Below are 24,174 nucleotides of genomic sequence, written 5' to 3' on the forward strand. Positions count from 1 at the left end.
GCTCACTCCTTGCCGAGGTCCCGTGCCAGCACCGAGACCCGGCAGCCCGCCTCCCGCAGCCGCTGCGCGATGGCCTCGCTGATCGCGACCGAGCGGTGCTTGCCGCCCGTGCAGCCGACCGCGATCGTCACGTAGTACTTCTCCTCCCGGCGGTAGCCCTCGAGCACCGGTTCGAGGGCCGCGACGTAGCGGTCGACGAACGTGAGCGCACCGGGCTGGCCCAGCACGTAGTCACGCACCGGACCGTCGCGTCCGGTCAGGTGCCGCAGCTCGCTGATCCAGTAGGGGTTCGCCAGGAAGCGCACGTCGACGACGTGGTCGGCGTCCAGCGGGATCCCGTACTTGAACCCGAACGACAGCAACGAGACCTGGACCTGGTCCTCCCCCGGCTCGGCGACCGCGGCGCGGACCTGTCGCGCCAGGTCGTGCACCGTGGTCGCCGAGGAGTCGAGCACCCAGTCGGCCCGGGCGCGCAGCTCGGCCAGAGCTGCACGTTCGGCCGTGATCCCGTCGAGCACGGTGCGATCGCCCTGCAAGGGGTGCGGTCGACGCACCTGCTCGTACCGCCGCACGAGCACCTCGTCGGAGGCGTCCAGGAACAGGACCCGCAGCTCGACACCCTGGCGGCGCAGCTGGTCCAGCACCCCCGACAGGTCGGCGAAGTCCCGGCCGCGCACGTCGATCACGGCGCACAGACGCTGGGCGCCCTGCGCCGCGGTCCCGGAGGTCATCATGCCGACGAGCGGCTCGAGCATCTGCGCAGGCAGGTTGTCCACGACGTACCAGCCGAGGTCCTCCAGGACCGCGGCCGCCCGGGAGCGACCCGCCCCGGACATCCCGGTGATGAGGACAACCCGAGGAGGTGAGAGCCGTGGCGCTCCCGCCGCGGCCTCCAACGCCGGGATCCCTGCGGGGACCGTGGTGGGGGACGGCTCGTCGGTCATGCCTCGATCCTGCCAGGTGTCGCACGAGGTGCGTCGGCGTCGACCGGATCCCCGGACAACGCCCGGAGCACCGCGGCCGCCGTGGCGGGCCCGATGCCGGGCACCGCGGCGACCTGCTCGACCGTGGCCTCGCGCAGCCGACGGACGGACCCGAACTCGGCGAGCAGCGCCGCCCGGCGGGTCGGTCCCAGCCCCGGCACGCGGTCGAGGGCCGAGGCGGTCATCCCCTTGCTGCGCCGGCGTCGGTGGGCCGTGATCGCGAACCGGTGGGCCTCGTCACGCACCCGTTGCAGCAGGTAGAGCCCCTGCGAGCTGCGCGACAGGATCACCGGGTACGCCTCGCCCGGCAACCAGACCTCCTCCAGCCGCTTGGCCAGGCCGCACAGTGCGACGTCGTCGATGCCGAGCTCGGCCATCGCCTCCGCCGCAGCAGCCACCTGCGGCGGGCCCCCGTCGACCACGACGAGGTTCGGGGGGTACGCGAAGCGGCGCGGACGGCCGGTGCTCTCGTCGACCGGGCCGGAGCGGGTCCGTCCGTCGGTCTCGTCGTCACCCGCATCAGCCAGCTCCAGGTCACCGGCGGCGTCACGGTCGGCCAGGTAGCGCCGGAACCGACGTCCGATCACCTCGCGCATCGCCGCGGTGTCGTCGACCGCACCGTCGCCGTCCGGCCCGCGCACCGTGAACACCCGGTACTCGCTCTTGCGGGGCAGCCCGTCCTCGAAGACCACCATCGAGGCGGCCTGGTAGGTGCCCTGGTTGTGCGAGACGTCGTAGCACTCGATCCGCAGCGGGGCGGTGTCCAGGTCGAGCGCCTCCTGGATCTCCTGCAGCGCCTGGCTGCGCGTCGTGAGGTCGCCGGCCCGCCGGGTGCGGTGCAGCGCGAGGGCGTGCTCGGCGTTCTTGGCGACCGTCGCCGCCAGCTCGTGCTTCTCACCGCGCTGCGGCACCCGCACCGATACCTTCCGCCCGCGCAGCGCCCCCAGCCACGCCTCCATCTGCTCCTGGTCGGGCGGCAGCACCGGGACGAGCACCTCGCGCGGCACCGCCGTGCCGTCACCGGACTGGTCGACCGAGCCGTAGACCTGGGTGAGCAGACGTTCGACCAGCTCGGCGTCCGTCACGTCCTCGACGCGTTCGACGACCCACCCGCGCTGACCGCGGATCCGGCCGTCCCGCACATGGAACACCTGGACCGCCGCCTCGAGGTCGTCACCGGCCAGGGCGAACACGTCGGCATCGGTACCGTCACGCAGCACGACGGCGTTGCGCTCGGTGGCCCGCTCGAGGGTCGCGATGTCATCCCGCAGCCGCGCCGCGCGCTCGTAGTCGAGGTCGGCGGCCGCCGCCTTCATCGCCGCCGTCAGCCGTCGGGTGAAGCGTCCGGTGTCCCCCGCCATGAAGTCGCAGAAGTCCTCCGCGAGGCGGTGGTGGTCGTCCGGCGAGATGCGACCGACGCACGGCGCCGAGCACTTGTCGATGTAACCGAGCAGGCACGGGCGCCCCTGCTGCTGCGACCGCCGGTACACGCCGGCCGAGCAGGTGCGCACCGGGAACACGCGCAGCAGCAGGTCGACCGTCTCCCGGATCGCCCAGGCGTGCGCGTACGGCCCGAAGTACCGGGTGCCCGGCCGCTTCGCACCGCGCATCACCTGGACCCGCGGCACGGCGTCGGCCAGGGTCACCGCCAGGTAGGGGTACGACTTGTCGTCGCGGTACTTCACGTTGAACCGCGGGTCGAACTCCTTGATCCAGGAGTACTCCAGGGCCAGCGCCTCGACCTCGGTGCCCACCACCGTCCACTGCACGCTCGCCGCTGTCGTCACCATCTGACGGGTGCGGGGGTGCAGCCCGGTGATGTCCTGGAAGTAGTTGGCCAGCCGGCTGCGCAGGCTCTTGGCCTTGCCGACGTAGATGACCCGGCCGTGCTCGTCCGAGAACCGGTAGACCCCGGGCGAGTCGGGGATCTCCCCCGGCGCCGGGCGGTAGGAGGCGGGGTCGGCCATGGTGCCGAGCCTAGTTCGCCGCCCTGACACACCGTCCGCACGGCCGTTGCTCCCGGACCCGCCGACACACCGAGCCGGCGCCCCTGCCCACCGGTGCCACGGGCTCTCGCGGACGGCCCCGGGCGGCCGAGTCAGCCGGTCGCGGCTACCGTGAGCGCATGCCGGCGCTGCACACCTACGACGTCGACCTCGTGTGGCTGGGTGCCCGGGACGTGGGCACCGTGAGCTACACCTCGTACGGACGCGACCACGAGCTTCGAGCGGCCGGTCGCCCACCCTTGCCGGGGACGTCGGACCCGGCCTTCCGGGGCGACCCGACCCGGTGGTCGCCCGAGGACCTGCTGGTCGGCGCGCTCGCGCAGTGCCACATGCTCTGGCTCCTGCACCTGGCGGCCGAGTCCGGCGTGGTGGTCCTCGACTACGCCGACCGCGCCTCGGGCACGATGCGGATCGAGGCCGCCGGCCACGGGCAGTTCCGCGACGTCGTGCTCCGTCCGCACGTCACTGCGTCCGCCACCACGTCGTCCGGCACACCCGTGACCGACGAGCTGCTCGCCGAGGTGCACGAACGCGCGCACGAGCACTGCTTCATCGCCCGGTCCGTCAACTTCCCGGTGGACGTGCGCCCGGCACCCGTCACGCTGCGCTGAGCGATCGGCCGCCGACGGGCACGTCGCCTCGGGCGGTCGGACGCATGACGCCTGCAGGTCGGTTCAGGCGCTCACGCGCCGCGCCGCGCCCTGGTCGAGCACCTCGGCGAGGAAGCGACCGGTGTGGCTGGCCGCGACCGTGGCCACGTGCTCGGGGGTGCCCTCGGCGACGACGAGACCACCGCCCGACCCGCCCTCGGGTCCCATGTCGATCACCCAGTCGGCGTTCTTGATGACGTCCAGGTTGTGCTCGATGACGATGACGGTGTTGCCCTTGTCGGCGAGCGACTGCAGCACGCCGAGCAGCTTGCGGATGTCCTCGAAGTGCAGCCCCGTGGTCGGCTCGTCCAGCACGTAGGCCGTGCGTCCCGTCGAGCGCCGCTGCAGCTCCGAGGCCAGCTTGACGCGCTGCGCCTCGCCGCCGGACAGCGTCGGCGCAGGCTGCCCGAGACGGACGTAGCCGAGCCCGACGTCCACGAGGGTCCGCAGGTGCCGGGCGATCGACGGCACGGCCGCGAAGAACTCCGCCGCCTCCTCGATGGGCATGGCCAGCACGTCGGCGACCGTCTTGCCCTTGAAGTGCACCTCGAGCGTCTCCCGGTTGTACCGCGCGCCGTGGCACACCTCGCACGGCACGTAGACGTCCGGCAGGAAGTTCATCTCGATCTTGAGCGTCCCGTCACCCGAGCACGCCTCGCACCGGCCGCCCTTGACGTTGAACGAGAACCGACCCGGCGTGTAGCCGCGGACCTTGGCCTCGGTGGTCTCCGCGAACAGCTTGCGCACGTGGTCCCAGACGCCGGTGTAGGTCGCCGGGTTGGACCGCGGGGTGCGCCCGATCGGCCCCTGGTCGACGTGCACCACCTTGTCCAGGTGCTCCAGCCCGGTGACCCGGCGATGCCGGCCCGCGACCTGCCGCGCACCGTTGAGCTCGTTGGCCAGCACGGTGTACAGGATCGAGTTCACCAGGGTCGACTTCCCTGAGCCCGAGACCCCGGTGACCGCCGTGAGCACGCCGAGCGGGAACGAGACGTCGATGCCCCGCAGGTTGTGCTCCCGGGCGCCGACCACCGTGAGCTGTCGCGACCGGTCGACCGGCCGGCGCGTGGCCGGCATCGGGATGGTCCGGCGGCCCGACAGGTATGCCCCGGTGACCGACTCCTGGTTGGCCAGCAGCCCGGCCAGGTCCCCGGAGTGCACGACATGGCCGCCGTGCTCCCCCGCGCCCGGGCCGATGTCGACGATCCAGTCGGCGGTGCGGATGGTGTCCTCGTCGTGCTCGACGACGATGAGCGTGTTGCCCAGGTCACGCAGCCGGGTGAGGGTGTCGATGAGCCGGCGGTTGTCGCGCTGGTGCAACCCGATCGACGGTTCGTCGAGCACGTAGAGCACACCGACCAGCCCGGACCCGATCTGGGTGGCCAGCCGGATGCGCTGCGCCTCCCCGCCGGACAGGGTGGCCGCCGGCCGCATGAGCGAGAGGTAGTCGAGCCCGACGTCGAGCAGGAAGCCGAGCCTGGCCTGGATCTCCTTGAGCACCTGGGCAGCGATGGCCTGCTCCCGCGGGCCGAGCACGAGGGCGTCGAGGAAGTCCCGGGCCTCCCGGATCGGCAGCTCGCAGACCTGCGCGATCGAGCAGCCGCCGACCCGGACGGCGAGCACCTCGGGCTTGAGCCGGGCGCCCTGGCACACCGGGCACGGGACCTCCCGCATGAAGGCTTCGTACTTCTCCTTGCTCCACTCCGAGTCGGTCTCGGCGTGCCGCCGCTCGAGGAAGGAGATGACGCCTTCGAACCCCGTTGCGTACTGCCGCTCACGGCCCCACCGGTTGCGGTAGCGCACGTGCACCTCGTGGTCGCGCCCGTGCAGCACGGCGTCCTTCGCCCGCTGCGGCAGCGCCCGCCACGGGGTGTCCATCGAGAACTCGAGGTCTTGCGCGAGTGCGCTGAGCACGCGCTCGAAGTACTCCGACGAGGTCTGCGCCCACGGTGCGATGGCGCCCTGGCCCAGGCTCAGCTCGTCGTCGGGGACCACGAGGTCGGGGTCCACCTCGAGCCGCGACCCGATGCCGGTGCACTCCGGGCACGCGCCGTACGGGGCGTTGAAGGAGAAGGTCCGGGGCTCGATCTCGTCGAGGGTGAGGACGTGGTCGTTGGGGCAGGCCCGCTTCTCGGAGAACCGGCGCTCCCGGGTCGGGTCGTCCGCCTCGGCGTCCACGAGCTCGATGACGAGCAGTCCGCCGGCGAGCCCCAGCGCCGTCTCGACCGAGTCGGTGAGACGACGCTGCACGCCGTCGCGGGCCACCAGCCGGTCGACCACGACCTCGATGGAGTGCTTGAGCTTCTTCTCCAGCGTCGGCGGGCTGGTGAGCTGCACGACCTCGCCGTCGACCCGAGCCCGCGCGAAGCCCTTGGCCTGCAGCTCGGCGAACAGGTCGGTGTACTCCCCCTTGCGCCCGCGCACCACGGGCGCGAGCACCTGGTAGCGCGTGCCCTCGGGCAGCTGGAGCAGACGGTCGACGATCTGCTGCGGCGTCTGGGCGGTGACCTGCTCGCCGCAGACCGGGCAGTGCTGCGTGCCGGCCCGCGCGAACAGCAGCCGGAGGTAGTCGTAGACCTCGGTGATCGTGCCGACCGTGGACCGCGGGTTCCGGTTGGTCGACTTCTGGTCGATCGAGACCGCGGGCGACAGCCCCTCGATGAAGTCGACGTCGGGCTTGTCCATCTGGCCCAGGAACTGGCGGGCGTAGGCGGACAACGACTCGACGTACCGGCGCTGTCCCTCGGCGAAGATCGTGTCGAAGGCCAACGACGACTTGCCGGACCCGGACAGCCCGGTGAACACGACCAGCTGGTCGCGCGGGATGTCGATGTCGATGTCGCGAAGGTTGTGCTCTCGGGCACCACGGACCACCAGGCGGTCGTTCACGGTCGGTGAGTCTACGTCGGACCCACCCACATCGCACACCTGTTCGATCCCGGCGCGTCGTGGATGATGTGCTGCGTGGAGCAGACCACCGAGACCCTCGGCCCGGTGCAGCTGCGCTCGGCGGTCGTCGGGCCGATGGCCACCAACGCCTACCTGCTCACCGACCCCGTGGCCCGCCGCCAGCTCCTCGTCGACCCGGGCGACGAGCCGGACAGGCTCACCGAGCTGTTGCGGCTCGGGTTGCCCCGCGGTGGGCTCGACGTCGTCGTCGTCACCCACCGGCACTCCGACCACCTGGGTGCGCTGGCCGCGGTGGTGGAGCGCACCCGCGCGGCCGTCGTCGCGGGCGAGGCCGACGCCGACGCGATCACGCAGGCCACCGGGGTGCCGGTGCGCACCGTCCTGCGGCACGGCGACGTCGTCGAGGTGGGTGCTGTACGGCTCGAGGTGATCGCGCTGCGCGGCCACACCCCGGGGTCGGTCGCACTCGCCCTGCTCGAGCCGATGCGCGACGAGCCGCCGCGCACCCACCTGTTCACCGGTGACGCACTGTTCCCCGGCGGCGTCGGCTCGACCGGCGGCGACCCGTCCCGGTTCGCCCAGCTCTACTCGGACGTCGTGGTGCGGGTCTTCGACCGGTTCGACGACCGCACGACGGTGCGTCCCGGCCACGGCCTGGCCACCACGCTGGGCGACGAGCGCCCGCAGCTGCGGGCCTGGCGGGAACGTCGCTGGTAGCTCAGGACTCCTCGCGCAGCGTGAGGACGTGGTCGCGCACGACCCGGCGCAGCACCTTGCCGACCTGGGAGCGCGGCAGCTCGGGCAGCACGACGAGCCGCCGCGGCAGGGCATACCGCGCGAGGTGCTGCTCACCCCAGGCGCGCACGGCCGCGAGGTCGACGTTGCGGATGAGCTCGTCGAGCACGATCGCCGCGACCACCGACTCGCCGTGGTCCCCGGCCGGCTCCCCGACCACCGCCACGTCGAGGACCCCGGGCATGAGCCGCAGATGGTCCTCGACCTGCGAGGGGTACACCTTGAACCCGTCGCAGACGATCATCTCCTTGATCCGGTCGACCAGCCGGACGAACCCGTCGGGTTCGACGACGACCAGGTCGCCGGTCCGCAGCCAGCCACCGGGCAGCAGCTGCTCCGCGGTCTCCTCCGGGCGGTTCCAGTACCCGGCGAACACCTGCGGACCGGCAATGAGCAGCTCCCCCTGGGCACCGTCCGGCATGTCGCGGTCGGTGTCCTCGGGGTCGACCACCCGGATCCTGGTCGACGGGAACGGCAGGCCGAGCAGACCGGGGCGACGGGCGGCGGTGAGCGGGTTCCCCAGGGCGACCGGTGAGGTCTCGGTCATCCCGTACCCCTCGATGGCCAGGCCGTGGGTGGCCTTCTCCCAGCGGGCGGCGGTGGCCGGCGGGAGCGCCATCGCACCGCAGATCGCGTAGCGGAACGAGGTGAGGTCGGCCCCCTCCCGGTCCGCCGCGTCCAGCAGGCGGTCGAGCATCGTCGCGACGGCCGGCAGGAAGGTGCCCGGCCGGCGCTTCTGGGCAGCGAGCACCTGGGCCGGGTCGAAGTTCGGGAACAGGACGACGGTGCCCGCGATCCGGGTGGTGTACGACAGGCACAGCGTGAGCCCGAAGGCGTGGAAGAACGGCAGCACGCCGTAGACCACCTCGGTGCCCGGCTCCGCCCCGGTCCAGGCCGCGCCCTGCAGCGCGTTCGCCACGAGGTTGCGGTGCAGCAGGGTCGCACCCTTGGGCGTCCCGGTGGTCCCGCCGGTGTACTGCAGCAGCGCGATGTCACCGCTGCGGGGCGCCGGGTAGGACGCGGGCAACGGCCGCGCGCGGCGCAGCAGCCGGTGCCACGAGTCGACCTGCGGCGGCACCGGTCCGCGCAACCGGGTGCGCAGCGCCTTGGCCGCGGGCAGCGGGAGGGACAGCGCCAGGCGCTTCGTGGTCGGCAGGTCCTGGCTGAGGTCGACGGCAACGACTCGGCGCACCGACGTGGCCGCTCGCGCCTCGAGCACCGTGGGCACGGCCTTCTCCCACGCCACGACGACGGTCGCGCCGGAGTCGGCGAGCTGGTGGGCCATCGCCGGCGCGGTGTACGTCGGGTTGTGCTCGACGACGATCGCGCCGAGCCGCAGCACTGCCCAGAAGGCCACGACGTGGCTGGTCGAGTTCGGCAGCACGAGCGCCACCCGGTCACCCGGTCGCACACCGAGCGCGTGCAGCGCCCCTGCCGCGCGACGAACCTGCCGGCCGAGCTCGGCCCACGTCGTGGTCCGCCCCAGGAAGTCGACCGCCACCCGGTCCGGGAAGTCCCGCACCGCGCGGTCGAGGGTCGCCGTGAGCGGCTCGTCCGGGACGTTCACCGTCGTCGGCGGGGTGTGCAGGGCCGGTTCGTCGACACTGAGGAAACTCACTCCGTCACGATAACCTACGGAACCGTAAGTTACGGACGCGTAGCCCTTCAGCCGCGCAGCGGGCCGAGCACCGAGGCGGCCACGGTGGCGTGCGCCGACTCGTCGTCCGACGGGTGGTAGATCCCGGCCAGCACGTCCCGGTAGAGCCGGGTCAGCTCGTGCCCGGTGAAGTACTCCCCGCCGCCGGCCACCCGCAGCGCGAGGTCCACGACCACCCGGGCGCCCTCGGTCGCACGCACCTTGAGCCCGACGAGCTGGGCGAACCACCGCGACCCGTGGTCCGTCTGCTCGTCGACGTCCCTGGCCAGCGCGTACAGGGCCAGCTCCGCGCCGTCCTGCACGAGGGCGGCGTCGGCGACCTTCCACCGGATGTCGGGGTCCTGGTCGAGGCTGCGGCCGTGGTGCTTGAACGACGTGCGCCGGAAGGTCGCCTGCGCCCCGAGCTCGAGCGCCCGGCGGCCGATCCCGGTGTACACGGCAGCCAGCAGGATCTCGAAGCAGGCGAACAGGGCGAAGATGAACGGGTCGGCGCTCGGGCCCGGCGGGAGCCTGCGGTACACCCGTTCGGCCGGTGCGTAGGCGCCGTCCAGCACCGTCGTCGCCGACTGGGTCGCCCGCATCCCCAGCGTGTCCCAGTCGTCCCGGGTCGCCGTGCCCTCCCGGGTGACGACGGCGTGCACCAGCCGGGGGTCGGCAGGGTCGTGCTCGTCGAGCCCGAAGGTGGCCAGCCGGGTCCACACCGGCGAGAGCGTCGTGAAGATCTTGGTCCCGGTGAACCGGTACCCGCCGTCAGGCGTGCGCTCGGCGTGCGTCCGCGACCCGAACATGACGAGGTCGTTGCCCGCCTCGGAGTTGCCGAACGCGAAGATCTCGCCGGCCGCGGCGTCCTGCAGCACGAACAGCGCGCTGTCGTCCCCACGCGCGTGCAGCAGCCCCGCGAGCCCGGTCACCACGAGGTGCATGTTCACCGCCAGCGCGGTCGCCGGGGCCGCGGCGGCCAGTCGCGCCTGCTCGCGTGCGACCTCCTCCAGGCTCAGCCCGAGGCCACCGAGATCCGCCGGGACGAACGCCCGCAGGTACCCCAGCGCCGCGAGCTCGGCGAGGTCCTCGTGCGGGAAGGTGTTGTCACGGTCGTGCGCGGCGGCCCGGGCGTGGACCCGCTCCAGCAGGTCGTCGGTCAGCACGGTGCGAAGGTCTCGGGGCATGAGCACCACTGTGCCATCTGCCGCCGGACTGCAGCTCGGGGGTCAGGCCTCCACGGACCGCCGGCGTTCGTCCCGGCGCTCCTTGAGCACCGAGGCGACCGCCGTCGTGCCCAGGATGAGCACGATCGCACCGAGCGACGCCCAGATGGGCAGGTCGGGCGCCCACGCCACCGGCTCACCCCCGTTGATGAAGGGCACCGCGTTCTCGGAGAGCGCGTGCAGCAACAGCTTGACCCCGATGAACCCGAGCAGCACGCCGAGCCCGATGTTGAGGTACACCACCTTGTCCAGCAGCCCGCCGAGCAGGAAGTACAGCTGGCGCAGCCCCATGAGCGCGAACACGTTCGCCATGAGCACGAGGTAGGGCTCGCTCGTCAGACCGAAGATCGCCGGGATCGAGTCGAAGGCGAAGAGCAGGTCGGTGACGCCGATCGCGATGAGCACGAGCAGCATCGGGGTGGCGAGCCGTCGTCCGCCCTCCAGGACGGTCAGCCGCACCCCGTGGAAGTCCCGGGTGGACGGCAGCGCCTTCTGCACCCAGGTGACCAGGCGCGGCGGGTCGTACTCCTCGTCCTCGTCGGCCGTGCCCTCCTTCGCCACCGTCCAGGCGGTCCAGAGCAGGAACGCACCGAAGAGGTAGAACACCCAGCCGAACGCGGAGATGGCGGCCGCACCCACGGCGATGAAGAGACCCCGGAGCACCAGCGCGAGGATGATCCCGACGAGCAGCGCCGTCTGCTGGTACTGCTTCGGCACCGCGAACCTGGCCATGATGAGCAGGAAGACGAAGAGGTTGTCCACCGACAGCGAGTACTCGGTGAGCCAGCCCGCCACGAACTCCCCGGCGTAGCGGCCTCCCGCCGTGGCCCACAGCACGACCGCGAAGACCAGCGCCAGGCCGACGTACAGCCCGAGTGCGCGCAGGCACTCGGCGGTGGACGGCACATGCGGCCGGCGCGCGACGATCGCCACGTCGACCAGCAGCACGGCGCAGGCCACCGCGATCGACACCGCCCAGGTGAGGGTCGAGACCTCCACGGCTCAGGCCTGCCGCTCGTCGTCGGCCGTGACCTCGGCGCGGGCATCGGCCGCGACGGCCGACCGGGCATCGGCCCTGCTCCGTCGCAGGCTGAGCACTGTGGTGAGGGCGAGCACACCTGCGATGAACCCGAGCGACACCCCGGTGCTGATCTCCGGGACTCCCGTCACGTGCTGGCCACCGTTGATGAAGGGGACCTCGTTCGTGTGCAGGGCGTGGATGACGAGCTTGGCCCCGATGAACGCCAGGATGGCACCCAGCCCGTACGCCAGGTAGACCAGACGGTCCAGGAGGCCGTCGACCAGGAAGAACAGCTGGCGCAGGCCGAGCAGCGAGAACGCGTTGGCCGCAAACACGAGGTAGGTCTCCTGGGTGAGCCCGAAGATCGCCGGGATCGAGTCGACCGCGAAGATCACGTCGGCCGTCCCGATGGCCACCATGACGATGAGCAGCGGGGTGACCATGCGCCGCCCGTCGACCCGCGTGACCAGCCGGTCGCCGATGTAGTCGTCCGTGGTGGGCAGCAGCCGCCGGGTGAGCCGCAGCGCGGCGTTCTCGACGTACTCCTCCTGCGCCCCGGAGGGCCGGACCTGCTGCCAGGCGGTGTAGAGCAGGAAGGCGCCGAAGACGTAGAAGATCCAGCTCACGTTCTCGATGAGGGCCGCGCCGACGATGATGAACACCGTGCGCAGCACGAGGGCCACGGTGATCCCGACCAGCAGCACCTTCTGCTGGGCCGCCCGGGGCACCCGGAAGCTGGCCATGATGAGGACGAACACGAAGAGGTTGTCGATCGACAGGCTCTTCTCGGTGACGTAGCCAGCGAAGTACTCCCCGCCGTACTGCGCACCCCAGACCGCCCAGACGATGCCTCCGAACACGAGGGCCACGGCGATGTACCCGGCCGACCACCAGGCCGACTCGCGCAGCGACGGCTCGTGGGCGTGCCGCACGTGCCCGACGTAGTCGATCGCCAGCATGACGAGCAGCACGGCGACGGTGAGAGCCCAGACCCAGGGGGCGACGTTCATGAGGAGACCTCCGGTACGCAGGAAGGGACGGCGGAGGTCTCGTCCGGTGCGCCGCAAGCAGCACGTGCGCACCCGACGCCACCGGGCCGGCAGTCACTGGCGACCGTGATGACGATGACGTCGTGGGGAGTACTCCCCTCCTGGCGCAACTGTAGAGGACGCGGCTACACGACGCAGAACTCGTTGCCCTCGGGATCGGTCATCACGATCCAGAAACCCATGGGAGGCACGTCGAACTCCTGGACGAGGGACGCGCCGGCCGTCACCAGTCGGGCGGCGTGCTCACGCACCTGGTCGTGCGTCGACGGCTGCTCGCGAGTGGCCCCCGGCACCCCGACGTCGAGGTGCAGCCGGTTCTTCGCCGTCTTCGGCTCGGGCACCTTCTGCAGGAACAACCGCGGCCCGGCACCTTCGGGGTCGACCACGACATAGGCGTCGTTCCACCGCTCCGGCGGCAGCCCCCAGCCGACGAACGCCGCCGGCCAGTCCTCGTACGGTGCCGGCGGGGTCTCCTCGACGTAGCCGAGGGCGTAGGCCCAGAACGTGCCGAGCGCGCGTGGGTCCGCCGCGTCGAGCGCCAGTGAGATCGAGCGGTCCATCGTGCCTCCTCATAGGTGCGTGGTCGTTCCCGCCCCGGTCAGGCCGTGGCGGCCTGCATCTGCCGCAGCTCTTTCTTCAGCCCGGAGATCTCGTCACGCAACCGGGCCGCCAGCTCGAACTGCAGCTCGCCGGCGGCGGCGTGCATCTGCCCGGTGAGCTCCTGGATGAGATCGGCGAGGTCGGAGGCGGCCGCACCGGCGAGCGTGCTGCGCTCGTGGGCGGGCACGGGACGCGACCCGAAGCCAGGCACCGGGGACTTTCCCCGGCTGGTCTGCCGCCCGCCGCCACCGAGCAGCTCGGCGGTGTCGGCGTCCTCGCGGGCCAGCAGGTCGGTGATGTCGCTGATCCTCTTGCGCAGCGGCGTCGGGTCGATGCCGTGCTCGAGGTTGTACGCGACCTGCCGGGCACGGCGCCGGTCGGTCTCGTCGATCGCCTTGGCCATGCCGGCGGTGATCCGGTCGGCGTACATGTGGACCTCGCCCGAGACGTTGCGCGCCGCCCGCCCGATCGTCTGGATGAGCGAGGTCCCCGAGCGCAGGAACCCCTCCTTGTCCGCGTCCAGGATCGCCACGAGCGAGACCTCGGGCAGGTCGAGACCCTCGCGCAGCAGGTTGATCCCGACGAGCACGTCGTACTCCCCCATCCGGAGCTCGCGCAGCAGCTCGACCCGGCGCAATGTGTCCACCTCGGAGTGCAGGTAGCGCACGCGTACGCCCTTGTCGAGCAGGTAGTCGGTGAGGTCCTCGGACATCTTCTTGGTGAGCGTGGTGACCAGCACCCGCTCGTCACGTTCGACCCGCAGCCGGATCTCCTCGAGCAGGTCGTCGATCTGACCCTTGGTCGGCTTGACCACGACCTTCGGGTCGACGAGCCCGGTGGGCCGGATGATCTGCTCGACCACCCCGTCCGACATCGACAGCTCGTAGCTGCCGGGGGTGGCCGACAGGTAGACCGCCTGGCCGACCCGGTCGACGAACTCCTCCCAGCGCAGCGGGCGGTTGTCCACCGCGCTCGGCAGCCGGAACCCGTGCTCGACGAGCGAGCGCTTGCGGGACATGTCCCCCTCGAACATGGCGCCGATCTGGGGCACCGTCACATGGGACTCGTCGATGACGAGGAGGAAGTCCTCCGGGAAGTAGTCGATGAGCGTGTGCGGTGCAGACCCCGGGGCGCGGCCGTCGATGTGCCGCGAGTAGTTCTCGATCCCCGAGCAGGACCCGATCTGCCGCATCATCTCGATGTCGTAGGTGGTGCGCATCCGCAGCCGCTGCGCCTCGAGCAGCTTGCCCTGCCGCTCGAACTCGGCCAGCCTCTCCTCGAGCTCGGCCTCGATGCCGCCGATCGCGCGTTCCATCCGCTCCGGACCGGCCACGTAGTGGGTCGCCGGGAAGATGTGCACCTGCTGCTCGGCCCGCACCACGTCGCCGGTGAGCGGGTGCAGGGTCGCGATCGCCTCGATCTCGTCGCCGAAGAACTCGATGCGGATCGCGAGCTCCTCGTACACCGGGATGATCTCGACCGTGTCGCCACGCACCCGGAAGGTGCCCCGGGTGAAGGCCATGTCGTTGCGGGCGTACTGCATCGTCACGAACTGGCGCAGCAGCTGGTCGCGGTCCACCTGGTCACCGACGGTGAGCGTCACCATCCGGTCGACGTACTCCTGCGGGGTGCCCAGGCCGTAGATGCAGCTCACGGTGGCCACCACGACGACGTCACGCCGGGTGAGCAGCGAGCTGGTCGCCGAGTGCCGCAGCCGCTCGACCTCGTCGTTGATGGACGAGTCCTTCTCGATGTACGTGTCCGAGGACGCGATGTACGCCTCGGGCTGGTAGTAGTCGTAGTAGGAGACGAAGTACTCCACCGCGTTGTTCGGCAGCAGCTCGCGGAACTCCGTGGCCAGCTGCGCCGCGAGCGTCTTGTTCGGCGCCATCACCAGCGTCGGGCGCTGCACCTGCTCGATGAGCCAGGCCGTCGTCGCGGACTTGCCCGTCCCGGTCGCGCCCAGCAGCACGATGTCCTTCTCGCCGTTGCCCAACCGTTCGGCGAGCTCGGCGATCGCCGTCGGCTGGTCGCCGGACGGGGTGTACGGCGAGACCACCTCGAACGGCGCGACGGTCCGCTGCAGGTCGGTGACAGGTCGCATGGGACCACGGTACGTCCGACCACCCACACGCCCCGGGCCCAGGTGCGGCGCCTCCGCCCGGCCGGGCCGCGGACGCGCCTCAGCCGGCCTCGGCCACGCGCTCGGCGCTCAGTCGTTCCCAGAGCCGGTCCACCTGACCGGTCAGGTCGCTCTCGCTGCCGGTGCCGTCGAGCACGACGTCGGCGACGGCCAGCCGCTCCTCGTCGCTGATCTGGGACGCGATCCGGGCGTCGGCCTCCGCCGGGCTCAGACCGCGGGTGCCCACCAACCTCTCGCTTCGCAGCGCGGCCGGCGCGTGCACCACGACGAGCATGCCGAAGGAGCCCGCCTGGCCCGTCTCGACGAGCAGCGGGATGTCGTGCACGACCACGGCGTCGGGGTCACGGACAGCCGCGGCGGCCTCACGCTCGGCCGCCAACCGGCGCACGTGCGGGTGCACCACGGCTTCCAGACGGGCGCGGGCGTCGGGGTCGGTGAACACGAGCGCACCCAGCGCCGGGCGGTCGAGGCTGCCGTCGGCGGCGAGCACCCGCGTCCCGAAGGCCTCGACCACCTCGTCGAGACCGACCGTGCCGGGTGCGACCGCCTCGTGCGCCAGCCGGTCGGCGTCGATGACCACCGCCCCCAGCTCGGCGAACCTGCGTGCCGCGACCGACTTGCCGGCCGCGATGCCACCTGTGAGCCCGATGCGCTGCATCGCCCCATCCTGCCCCGGACCGCCTGCTCGCGCCGCGCAGCGGGGTCGGGAACGCCGACGGCCGGCCACCCCGAGCGGGGTGACCGGCCGTCGAAGGACCTGCTCAGTTGCCGGTGAGCTTCTCACGCAGAGCGGCGAGCGCCTCGTCCGAGGCGAGCGTCCCGGTGGCCTCGTCGGTCGACGAGGAGTAGGTCGACGGCACCGGGCCGCCGACCTCGACGGGGCTGCTGGCGGCCTCCGCGTCGGCCTTGACCGCCGCGGTGACCTGGGCCCGGTGGGCCTCCCAGCGCTCGTGGGCCTGCGCGTACTGCGCCTCCCACACCTCGCGCTGGGCCTCGAAGCCCTCGAGCCACTCGTTCGTGGCCGGGTCGAAGCCCTCGGGGTACTTGTAGTTGCCCTGCTCGTCGTACTCGGCCGCCATGCCGTACAGCGCGGGGTCGAAGTCCTCCGACTCGGGGTCGAAGCCCTCGTTCGCCTGCTTGAGCGACAGCGAGATGCGGCGACGCTCCAGGTCGATGTCGATGACCTTGACGAAGACGTCGTCGCCCACCTGGACGACCTGCTCCGGGATCTCCACGTGGCGCACGGCCAGCTCGGAGATGTGCACGAGGCCCTCGATGCCGTCCTCGACGCGCACGAACGCACCGAACGGCACGAGCTTGGTGACCTTGCCCGGCACGACCTGGCCGATGGCGTGGGTGCGGGCGAAGGTCTGCCACGGGTCTTCCTGCGTCGCCTTGAGCGACAGCGAGACGCGCTCGCGGTCGAAGTCGACGTCGAGGACCTCGACGGTGACCTCCTGGCCGACCTCGACGACCTCGGACGGGTGGTCGATGTGCTTCCAGGACAGCTCGGAGACGTGCACGAGGCCGTCCACGCCGCCCAGGTCGACGAACGCACCGAAGTTCACGATCGAGGACACGACACCGGGGCGGACCTGACCCTTCTGCAGGGTCTGCAGGAAGGTCGAGCGCACCTCCGACTGGGTCTGCTCGAGCCACGCACGCCGCGACAGCACGACGTTGTTGCGGTTCTTGTCGAGCTCGATGATCTTGGCCTCGATCTCCTTGCCCACGTACGGGGCGAGGTCGCGCACGCGGCGCATCTCGACGAGGGAGGCCGGCAGGAAGCCGCGAAGACCGATGTCGAGGATGAGGCCGCCCTTGACGACCTCGATGACGGTGCCGGTGACGACGCCGTCCTCCTCCTTGATCTTCTCGATCGTGCCCCAGGCGCGCTCGTACTGCGCGCGCTTCTTGGACAGGATGAGGCGACCCTCCTTGTCCTCCTTCTGGAGGACGAGCGCCTCGACCTCGTCACCGAGGTGCACGACCTCGGACGGGTCGACGTCGTGCTTGATCGACAGCTCACGGGACGGGATGACGCCCTCGGTCTTGTAACCGATGTCGAGAAGGACCTCGTCACGGTCGACCTTGACGATGGTGCCGGAGACGATGTCGCCGTCGTTGAAGTACTTGATCGTCGCGTCGATCGCAGCGATCAGGTCCTCGGCCGTGCCGATGTCGTTGACCGCGACCTGCGGCGATGCCGTCTTCGCGGTGGTCGAGATGCTCATGTAGGGGTGGGCTCCGTTGCGGACAGGAAGTAGTGCGGACAGGGAACGTGCTGATCGGACCGCCCGTCCGGCAGCCAGACCGCCGGACGGTGAAGGGCCCATGTCGACCGACCCGCGGACGGGCATGGCTACGTATGGGCGCGCGGCACCGCCGCACATCCTACCGACGCCGCCTCGGCCCGGTCAAAGCCAGCGGCCGCCCCCTGCGAGCGGTCCGTGCCGAGCCGACGCCCGCCCGTGTGCTCAGGCGAGCGTACGGGCCACCGCGAGCAGATCGGCAGGCACGTGCTTGACCTTGCCCGCCACCTCCTCGATCGCCAGCAGCTCCACCTTGTCGCCGCGCAGCGCCGTCATGACGTTCGAGCGGGCGTGCGTGACGGCGTCGATTGCGGCCACACCGAACCGGGAGCCGAGGATCCGGTCCGCCGCGGTCGGGATCCCGCCACGCTGCACATGGCCCAGCACGGTGACGCGCGTGTCGAACCCGGTGCGCTGCTCGATCTCCACCTTGAGCCGCTCACCGATCGCACCGGCGACGATCTCGCCGAACTTGCCGACCTGCGTCTCGTAGTGCATCGCGGTGCCCTCGGCCGGGACGGCACCCTCGGCCACCACGACGATGGAGAAGCTTGCGTGCGCCCGGTGCCGGTGCTTGAGGAAGCGCTCGATCTTGTCGATGTCGAACGGCTCCTCCGGCGCCAGCACGATCTCGGCACCGCCCGCGATGCCCGAGGTCACGGCGATCCAGCCCGCGTGCCTACCCATGACCTCGACGATCATCACGCGGTTGTGGCTCTCCGCCGTGGTGTGGATCCGGTCGATGGCCTCGGTGGCGATCGTCACCGCGGTGTCGAAGCCGATCGACGCGTCGGTGCCCCACACGTCGTTGTCGATCGTCTTCGGGATGCCGATGACCGGGACCCCCGCCTCGGCGATCTTGCTCGCCGCGTGCAGCGTCCCGTCGCCGCCGACACAGATGAGGGCGTCGATCCGCTCGGCTTCCAAGGTGGCCAGCACGGCCTCGACACCACCCTCGTTGCGGTGCGGGTGGAACCGCGCGGTGCCGAGCAGGGTGCCGCCGGTCGGCAGCACGTTGCGGATCTGCTGGCGGCCCAGCGGCTGGACATCGCCGTCGACGACGCCCTTCCAGCCGTTCCGGAACCCGATGATCTGATGGCCGTACTCGCCTTCGCCACGCTTGACCACAGCGCGGATCGCGGCGTTGAGACCAGGGACGTCACCGCCGCCGGTGAGGAGTCCGACTCGCACGGGGCTGCCTTTCGTCGACCGAGAGCTGGCGGTTCCGCACGCTATCGTCCCATCACCGCCCGGGCGTACCACCTCGGTCCCGTACGGCAGCATGGGCCCATGACCGATCGCACCCGGGTGGAGTTCCGCCCCGTGGACCCGCAGGTCGCGGTCGACGCCGCCCGCGGCTGGTGGGACGCCAACGCCGCGGAGTACCTCGACGAGCACGGCGAGTTCCTGGGCCCGGCCGACTTCGTGTGGTGCCCCGAGGGGCTCCGTGAGGCGGACGCCCACCTGCTCGGTGACGTCGAGGGCCTGCGGGTGCTCGAGGTTGGGGCCGGCGCCGCCCAGTGCTCACGCTGGCTGGTCGGGCAGGGCGCCCGGGTGCTCGCCACCGACCTGTCCGCCGGCATGCTCGCCACGGCCCGCCGGCTCGACCAGGCCACCGGCGTCGCGGTGCCGGCCGTGCAGTCCGACGCGCGCCGGCTGCCGCTGCCCGACGCCTCGTTCGACCTCGCGTTCACCGCGTTCGGTGCCCTGCCGTTCGTCGCCGACGCCGCGGCGGTGCACGCCGAGGTCGCGCGGGTGCTGCGCCCCGGCGGGCGGTGGGTGTTCGCAGTCACCCACCCGGTGCGCTGGGCGTTCCCCGACGACCCGGGGACGGCGGGGCTCACGGTGTTCAAGTCGTACTTCGACCGGCGCCCCTACGTCGAGATCGGCGCCGACGGGCAGGTGGAGTACACCGAGCACCACCGGACCATCGCCGACCACGTCACTCAGGTGCTGGACGCCGGGTTCGTGCTGGACGGGCTGGTCGAGCCGGAGTGGCCGCAGGACCTCGACCAGGAGTGGGGCGGCTGGGGCCCGGTGCGCGGCGCGCTGCTCCCCGGGACCCTCATCGTCCGGACGCACCTGCCCCGCTGACGGGTCACGGGCCACGGATCGGCGGCGAGGCCGGACCTGCCCGGTCCCCTCGACGGTCCGCCGACCGGTCAGTGCCCCGCGTCGTGCCAGGTGGGGCCGATGCCGACCTGCACGTCGAGCGGGACCTCGAACGGCCGTCCCGGGACGTGCCGGCCGGCCTCGCCCATCTGGGTCCGCACCAGCTCTTCGACCTCGTCGCGCTCCGCGTCGACGACCTCGAGCACGAGCTCGTCGTGCACCTGGAGCAGCATCCGGGAACGCAGCCCCCGCCGACGCAGCTCAGCGTCGACGCCGAGCATCGAGACCTTGATGAGGTCGGCGGCGCTGCCCTGGATCGGCGCGTTGAGCGCCATCCGCTCGGCTGCCTCGCGGCGCTGCCGGTTGTCGCTCGTCAGGTCCGGCAGGTAGCGCCGGCGCCCCAGCACCGTGGCCGTGTACCCCGTGGTCCGGGCGTCGGCAACCACCCCGGCGAGGTAGTCGCGCACCCCGCCGAACCGGGAGAAGTAGTCCTCTCGCAGGTCGCCGGCCTCCGCGACGTCGATGCCGAGCTGCTGTGACAGGCCGAACGACGACAACCCGTAGGCCAGGCCGTAGCTCATCGCCTTGATCTTCGACCGCATCGCCGCGGTTACCTCGTCGGTCGGCACCCCGAACACGCGCGAACCCACGTAGCGGTGCAGGTCCTCCCCCGACCGGAACGCCTCGATGAGGCCCTCGTCGCGCGACAGGTGCGCCATGATCCGCATCTCGATCTGCGAGTAGTCGGCGGTGAGCAACGTGTCGAAACCGTCGCCGACGACGAACGCACGCCGGATCCGACGCCCCTCCTCGGTGCGGATCGGGATGTTCTGCAGGTTCGGGTCCACCGAGGACAGCCGCCCCGTCGCGGCGATCGTCTGCTGGAACGTCGTGTGGATCCGCCCGTCCGGCGACACGGACCGGCGCAGCCCCTCGACGGTCTGCCGGAGCCGGATCGCGTCGCGGTGCGCCAGCAGGTGCTCGAGGAACGGGTGCTGGGTGCGCGCGAACAGGTCCGTGAGGGCCGCGGCGTCCGTCGTCCACCCGGTCTTGATCCGCTTGGTGTGCGGCATCTGGAGCTGGTCGAACAGGACCTCCTGAAGTTGTTTGGGCGACCCCAGGTTCACCTCACGTCCGATGACGTCGTAGGCCTGCTGGGCAGCCGTGCGGACCGTCTCGTCGAAGGCCCCCTCCAGCAGCGCGAGGTAGTCGTCGTCGACGGCGATCCCGGCGTCCTCCAGCCGCTCGAGCACGCCCTGCAGCGGCAGCTCGAGATCGGTGAGCAGGTCGGCAGCACCCCGGTCGGCGAGCTCGCCGGCGAGCACCTGGGCCAGGTCGAGCACCGCCTGTGCGCGCACCGCGGCGCGGCGACCCTCGTCGACGCCGTCCAGCTCGAGGTCGAGAGCGCCCTGCCCACCCGCGCCCGGACCGTCGACAGCCAGCTCTCGCTGCAGGTGGACGACCGCGAGGTCTGCCAGGTCGTAGCCACGCCGGTCCGGCGCGCACAGATAGGCCGCGAGCTCGGTGTCGAACACCACGCCGAGCAGGTCGAGGCCGCGTCCGCGCAGCGCGTGCCAGGCCTGCTTGGCCGCGTGCACCGCTTTGGGCGCCGCGGGGTCGGCGAGCCAGGCCGCCAGCGCCCGCTCGTCCGCGGGCGAGATCTCCGCGAGGTCGTAGGCGACGGCCGCGCCGGCGTCGTCGGCGATCGCCACACCCCAGGCGTCGCCGCCCGACGGAGCACCCGAGCCCCGCACGTCGAGGCCGAGCGTGGCGCGCGAGCGTCCTGCCAGCCACGTGCCGAGCCCGTCGGTGCCGATGTCGACCAGGTCGAGCGCCGAGGCGGCGCCCAGGTCAGCGCCCGTCGCCTCGGCTGGCTGCAGCGCGAACAGCCGGTCGCGCAGCGTGCGGAACTCCAGCTGCTCGAGGACCGCGTGCAGCTGCTGGCGGTCCCAGGGCCGCAGCGCGAGGTCCTCCGGCCCGAGGGGCAGGTCGAGGTCGTCGACCAACCGGTTGAGCCGTCGGTTGAGCACGACCTGGTCGAGGTTGTCCCGCAGCGACTGGCCTGCCTTGCCCGTGATCTGCTCGGCGGCGGCGATGACGCCGTCCAGGCCGTCGTAGGCGTTGATCCACTTGGCGGCCGTCTTCGGCCCCACGCCGGGCACGCCCGGGAGGTTGTCGCTGGTCTCGCCGACCAGCGCCGCCAGCTCGGGGTAGCGGGCCGGGGGCACGCCGTACTTGGCCTCGACCGCTTCCGGGGTCATCCGGGCGAGCTCGGAGACCCCGCGCACCGGGTAGAGCACGGTGACGTCGTCGGTGACGAGCTGGAAGCCGTCCCGGTCGCCTGTGCACACGAGCACCTGCATCCCCTGGTGGGCCCCCTGGGCGGACAGGGTCGCGAGGATGTCGTCGGCCTCGAAGTCGGGTTTGGTGAGCACCGGCACGGCCATCGCGTCGAGCACCTGCCGGATGATCTCGACCTGCCCCGAGAACGCCTCCGGGCTCGCCTCACGGGTCGCCTTGTACTGCTCGTACTGCGCCGTGCGGAACGTCGTGCGCCCGAGGTCGAACGCGACGGCGACATGCGTCGGCTGCTCGTCGCGCAACAGGTTGGTGAGCATCGACACGAAGCCGAAGACCGCGTTGGTGGGTCGTCCGTCCGAGGTCGAGAAGTTCTCCACCGGGAGCGCGAAGAACGCGCGGTAGGCCATCGAGTGGCCGTCCACGAGAAGCAGACGGGCGCCGCTGGCGCGGGGAGTTGGTCCGGACGGGCTCACGGGTGCCAACCTAGCGGCCATGACCGACACCCGAGATCTCAGCTACCCCGGAACCCTGCTCGAGCGGATGGGCATCACCGTCCTCGAGGTGAGTGCGCAGCGAGCAGTCGCGACCATGCCGGTCGAGGGCAACACCCAGCCGGCCGGGCTGCTGCACGGCGGCGCGTCAGTGGTCCTCGCCGAGACCCTCGGATCGATCGCGGCGCACGAGCACGCCGGGCCGGGCCGTACCGCGGTCGGGATCGAGGTGAGCGCGACGCACCACCGCTCGGCGCGCAGCGGCCTGGTCACCGGGACCGCGACCGCCCTGCACCTCGGCCGGCAGCTGGCCAGCTACGAGATCGTGGTCGAGGACGCCGAGGGGCGACGGCTCTGCACCTCACGCCTCACCTGCATGCTCGTGATGTCCGGGAGCTGAGCGGGCAGCTCACCGGTGACGGGCTCGACCCGCGACTTGCGGCGCAGCGCGATGAGGCGGTCGACGCCGTGCATCGGCACCCGACGCACGGCACCCGAGCGCGGGGCGACCTCGTCGGCCACCAGCCGGCGCTGCAGCGCAGCGGTGCTCACCACCCGGTGCGAGGCCGCCGGCTGGAACCCCAGGCGCGCAAGGAAGCGCTGCACGCCGCGGGCCCCGGGCAACGGCGGGGCGTAGATCTCGGTCGCACCGTGCTGCTCGGCCACCTCGAGCAGCTGGGCCAGCAGCCCGTGCCCGACGCCGCGCCGACGACTGCCGCGGCCGACGTAGAGCGCCTCGAGGTCGATGGCGACCATGTCGGAGAACACGCTCGGCCCGACGACCCGGGCGAGCAGCAACCCCTCGACCGCGCCCTCGTGCGTCCCGAGGAGCATCACCGAACCGGGAAGCACGAGCGCCGTGGCGAGCTGGGCCTCCAACCGCTCGGCGTCGTCGGTGCACAGGGCCGAACCGGTGCCTGCCTCCTCACGTGCGGCCAGGCAGAGCTCGACCAGCTGTGGCAGGTCGTCGGAGACGACAGGGCGGATGACGCTGCCCGAACGCACGTGAGGCACCTCCTGGAACCAAGAGCTCCGGTGGACGCTGCGCCCCTGTCTCGCCTGCGTCGGTTCGATCATCGCCCAGACTGCCACGTCTTGGGCCCCAGCGGTGGGGCAAGACCGGACAAATCCGTCATCCGTGCGGGCGTCAGCCCGCCGCGCCGCCGACCTGTTCGATGACCGCGTCCGCGACCTCGCGCATCGTGAGACGCCGGTCCATCGAGGTCTTCTGGATCCACCGGAAGGACTCGGGCTCGCTCAGCCCCATCTTCGTCATGAGCAGCCCCTTGGCGCGGTCCACGCGCTTGCGGGTCTCGAACCGCTCGGCGAGGTCAGCGACCTCCGACTCCAGGGCCGTGATCTGGGCGTAGCGGCTGATCGCGATCTCGACCGCGGGCAGCAGGTCCGCCGGGCTGAACGGCTTGATCACGTACGCCATCGCGCCCGCATCACGGGCCCGCTCGACGAGGTCGGTCTGGGAGAACGCGGTGAGCAGCACGACGGGCGCCAGGTGCGCGGCACCGATCCGCTCGGCGGCACTGATCCCGTCGAGGACCGGCATCTTGACGTCCATCACGACGACGTCGGGCTTGAGCTCGGTGGCCAGCTGCACGGCTGCCTCACCGTCGGCGGCCTCGCCGACGACGTCGAAACCGGCTTCGCGCAGCGTCTCCACCACGTCCATCCGGATCAAGGCCTCGTCCTCGGCCACCACGGCACGCCGGGTCGAGGGTGTGGTCGCGCTGCCCTGTGGCGCGGCAGCTTCCTGGGGTGCGTCGTTGGTCACGAGCCCAAGAGTAGTGCGGTCCGCCGCCGACACCTCGACCCTCCCCCGTCCCGTAGACTTCCGGCCGGCCCCGATAGCCCAACTGGCAGAGGCGTTCGGCTCAAACCCGATCCAGTGAGGGTTCGAATCCCTCTCGGGGCACCACCCGCGTGC

The 24,174-nt window shown here is 71.6% G+C and carries 19 protein-coding genes and 1 tRNA gene; 5 read left to right on the forward strand and 15 right to left on the reverse strand.

Going from position 1 to position 24,174, the window contains the following annotated elements; all coding sequences use genetic code 11:
• Positions 1-2: 2 nt before the first annotated feature.
• The gene (gene rapZ, locus F2B26_RS00575; protein WP_159805305.1) at positions 3-944 is read right to left on the reverse strand and encodes an RNase adapter RapZ; all 942 of its coding nucleotides are present in this window, start codon (positions 942-944) and stop codon (positions 3-5) included.
• Complete coding sequence (gene uvrC, locus F2B26_RS00580) at positions 941-2,950, reverse strand: excinuclease ABC subunit UvrC (protein WP_159805307.1); 2,010 nt, start codon at positions 2,948-2,950, stop codon at positions 941-943. The genes rapZ and uvrC overlap by 4 nt, the downstream gene beginning before the upstream one ends.
• 158 nt (positions 2,951-3,108) lie before the next feature.
• Between uvrC and F2B26_RS00585 the strand changes: the two genes are divergently transcribed.
• Positions 3,109-3,600, forward strand: a complete 492-nt coding sequence (locus F2B26_RS00585) for an OsmC family protein (protein WP_159805309.1) — start codon at positions 3,109-3,111, stop codon at positions 3,598-3,600.
• A 63-nt stretch (positions 3,601-3,663) separates the two neighbouring features.
• On the opposite strand, the gene uvrA is transcribed toward F2B26_RS00585, so the two are convergent.
• A complete protein-coding gene (uvrA, locus tag F2B26_RS00590; protein WP_159805311.1) occupies positions 3,664-6,528 on the reverse strand; it encodes an excinuclease ABC subunit UvrA in 2,865 nt (954 codons plus the stop codon).
• A gap of 66 nt (positions 6,529-6,594) precedes the next feature.
• On the opposite strand from uvrA, the gene F2B26_RS00595 reads away from it, so the two are divergent.
• The gene (locus F2B26_RS00595) at positions 6,595-7,266 is read left to right on the forward strand and encodes an MBL fold metallo-hydrolase (protein WP_438939152.1); all 672 of its coding nucleotides are present in this window, start codon (positions 6,595-6,597) and stop codon (positions 7,264-7,266) included.
• A 1-nt stretch (position 7,267) separates the two neighbouring features.
• Here F2B26_RS00595 and F2B26_RS00600 read toward each other — a convergent pair whose 3' ends face one another.
• From F2B26_RS00600 to F2B26_RS00640, 9 genes are all read right to left on the reverse strand, one after another.
• Positions 7,268-8,962, reverse strand: a complete 1,695-nt coding sequence (locus F2B26_RS00600) for an AMP-binding protein (protein WP_235929415.1) — start codon at positions 8,960-8,962, stop codon at positions 7,268-7,270.
• A 47-nt stretch (positions 8,963-9,009) separates the two neighbouring features.
• Positions 9,010-10,167: an acyl-CoA dehydrogenase family protein gene (locus F2B26_RS00605; RefSeq protein ID WP_159805315.1), complete on the reverse strand. Its 1,158-nt coding sequence runs from the start codon at positions 10,165-10,167 to the stop codon at positions 9,010-9,012.
• A 42-nt stretch (positions 10,168-10,209) separates the two neighbouring features.
• Positions 10,210-11,205 carry a TerC/Alx family metal homeostasis membrane protein gene (locus tag F2B26_RS00610; protein WP_159805325.1) on the reverse strand — a complete coding sequence of 332 codons (996 nt, stop codon included), beginning with the start codon at positions 11,203-11,205 and terminating at the stop codon, positions 10,210-10,212.
• A 3-nt stretch (positions 11,206-11,208) separates the two neighbouring features.
• Complete coding sequence (locus tag F2B26_RS00615) at positions 11,209-12,237, reverse strand: TerC family protein (RefSeq protein ID WP_159805327.1); 1,029 nt, start codon at positions 12,235-12,237, stop codon at positions 11,209-11,211.
• Positions 12,238-12,401: 164 nt separating this feature from the next.
• Positions 12,402-12,836: a VOC family protein gene (locus F2B26_RS00620; protein ID WP_159805329.1), complete on the reverse strand. Its 435-nt coding sequence runs from the start codon at positions 12,834-12,836 to the stop codon at positions 12,402-12,404.
• Between the two features lie 38 nt (positions 12,837-12,874).
• Positions 12,875-14,980, reverse strand: a complete 2,106-nt coding sequence (uvrB, locus tag F2B26_RS00625; RefSeq protein WP_159805331.1) for an excinuclease ABC subunit UvrB — start codon at positions 14,978-14,980, stop codon at positions 12,875-12,877.
• A gap of 79 nt (positions 14,981-15,059) precedes the next feature.
• Entirely contained in the window at positions 15,060-15,677 is a 618-nt protein-coding gene (coaE, locus tag F2B26_RS00630; protein WP_159805333.1) for a dephospho-CoA kinase, read from the reverse strand.
• Positions 15,678-15,780: 103 nt separating this feature from the next.
• A complete protein-coding gene (rpsA, locus tag F2B26_RS00635; RefSeq protein WP_159805335.1) occupies positions 15,781-17,253 on the reverse strand; it encodes a 30S ribosomal protein S1 in 1,473 nt (490 codons plus the stop codon).
• A 243-nt stretch (positions 17,254-17,496) separates the two neighbouring features.
• Complete coding sequence (locus tag F2B26_RS00640) at positions 17,497-18,522, reverse strand: 6-phosphofructokinase (protein WP_159805337.1); 1,026 nt, start codon at positions 18,520-18,522, stop codon at positions 17,497-17,499.
• A 99-nt stretch (positions 18,523-18,621) separates the two neighbouring features.
• On the opposite strand from F2B26_RS00640, the gene F2B26_RS00645 reads away from it, so the two are divergent.
• Positions 18,622-19,425, forward strand: coding sequence for a class I SAM-dependent methyltransferase (locus F2B26_RS00645; RefSeq protein ID WP_159805339.1), 804 nt, complete (start codon positions 18,622-18,624; stop codon positions 19,423-19,425).
• 68 nt (positions 19,426-19,493) lie between these two features.
• Here F2B26_RS00645 and polA read toward each other — a convergent pair whose 3' ends face one another.
• Complete coding sequence (polA, locus tag F2B26_RS00650) at positions 19,494-22,238, reverse strand: DNA polymerase I (RefSeq protein ID WP_159805341.1); 2,745 nt, start codon at positions 22,236-22,238, stop codon at positions 19,494-19,496.
• On the opposite strand from polA, the gene F2B26_RS00655 reads away from it, so the two are divergent.
• A complete protein-coding gene (locus F2B26_RS00655) occupies positions 22,237-22,635 on the forward strand; it encodes a hotdog fold thioesterase (protein WP_159805343.1) in 399 nt (132 codons plus the stop codon). The two genes, polA and F2B26_RS00655, sit on opposite strands and share 2 nt — an antisense overlap.
• Here F2B26_RS00655 and F2B26_RS00660 read toward each other — a convergent pair.
• Both F2B26_RS00660 and F2B26_RS00665 read right to left on the reverse strand, forming a co-directional pair.
• Positions 22,551-23,240, reverse strand: coding sequence for a GNAT family N-acetyltransferase (locus F2B26_RS00660; RefSeq protein ID WP_235929416.1), 690 nt, complete (start codon positions 23,238-23,240; stop codon positions 22,551-22,553). The two genes, F2B26_RS00655 and F2B26_RS00660, sit on opposite strands and share 85 nt — an antisense overlap.
• 142 nt (positions 23,241-23,382) lie before the next feature.
• Positions 23,383-24,021, reverse strand: a complete 639-nt coding sequence (locus tag F2B26_RS00665; RefSeq protein ID WP_235929417.1) for an ANTAR domain-containing response regulator — start codon at positions 24,019-24,021, stop codon at positions 23,383-23,385.
• Positions 24,022-24,088: 67 nt separating this feature from the next.
• Here F2B26_RS00665 and F2B26_RS00670 point away from each other — a divergent pair.
• A tRNA-Leu gene (locus F2B26_RS00670) sits at positions 24,089-24,165 on the forward strand.
• The last annotated feature ends 9 nt before the right edge of the window (positions 24,166-24,174 follow it).

This window comes from Cellulomonas citrea, from assembly GCF_009829685.1.
In the GTDB taxonomy this organism is placed as follows: Bacteria; Actinomycetota; Actinomycetes; order Actinomycetales; family Cellulomonadaceae; genus Cellulomonas; species Cellulomonas citrea.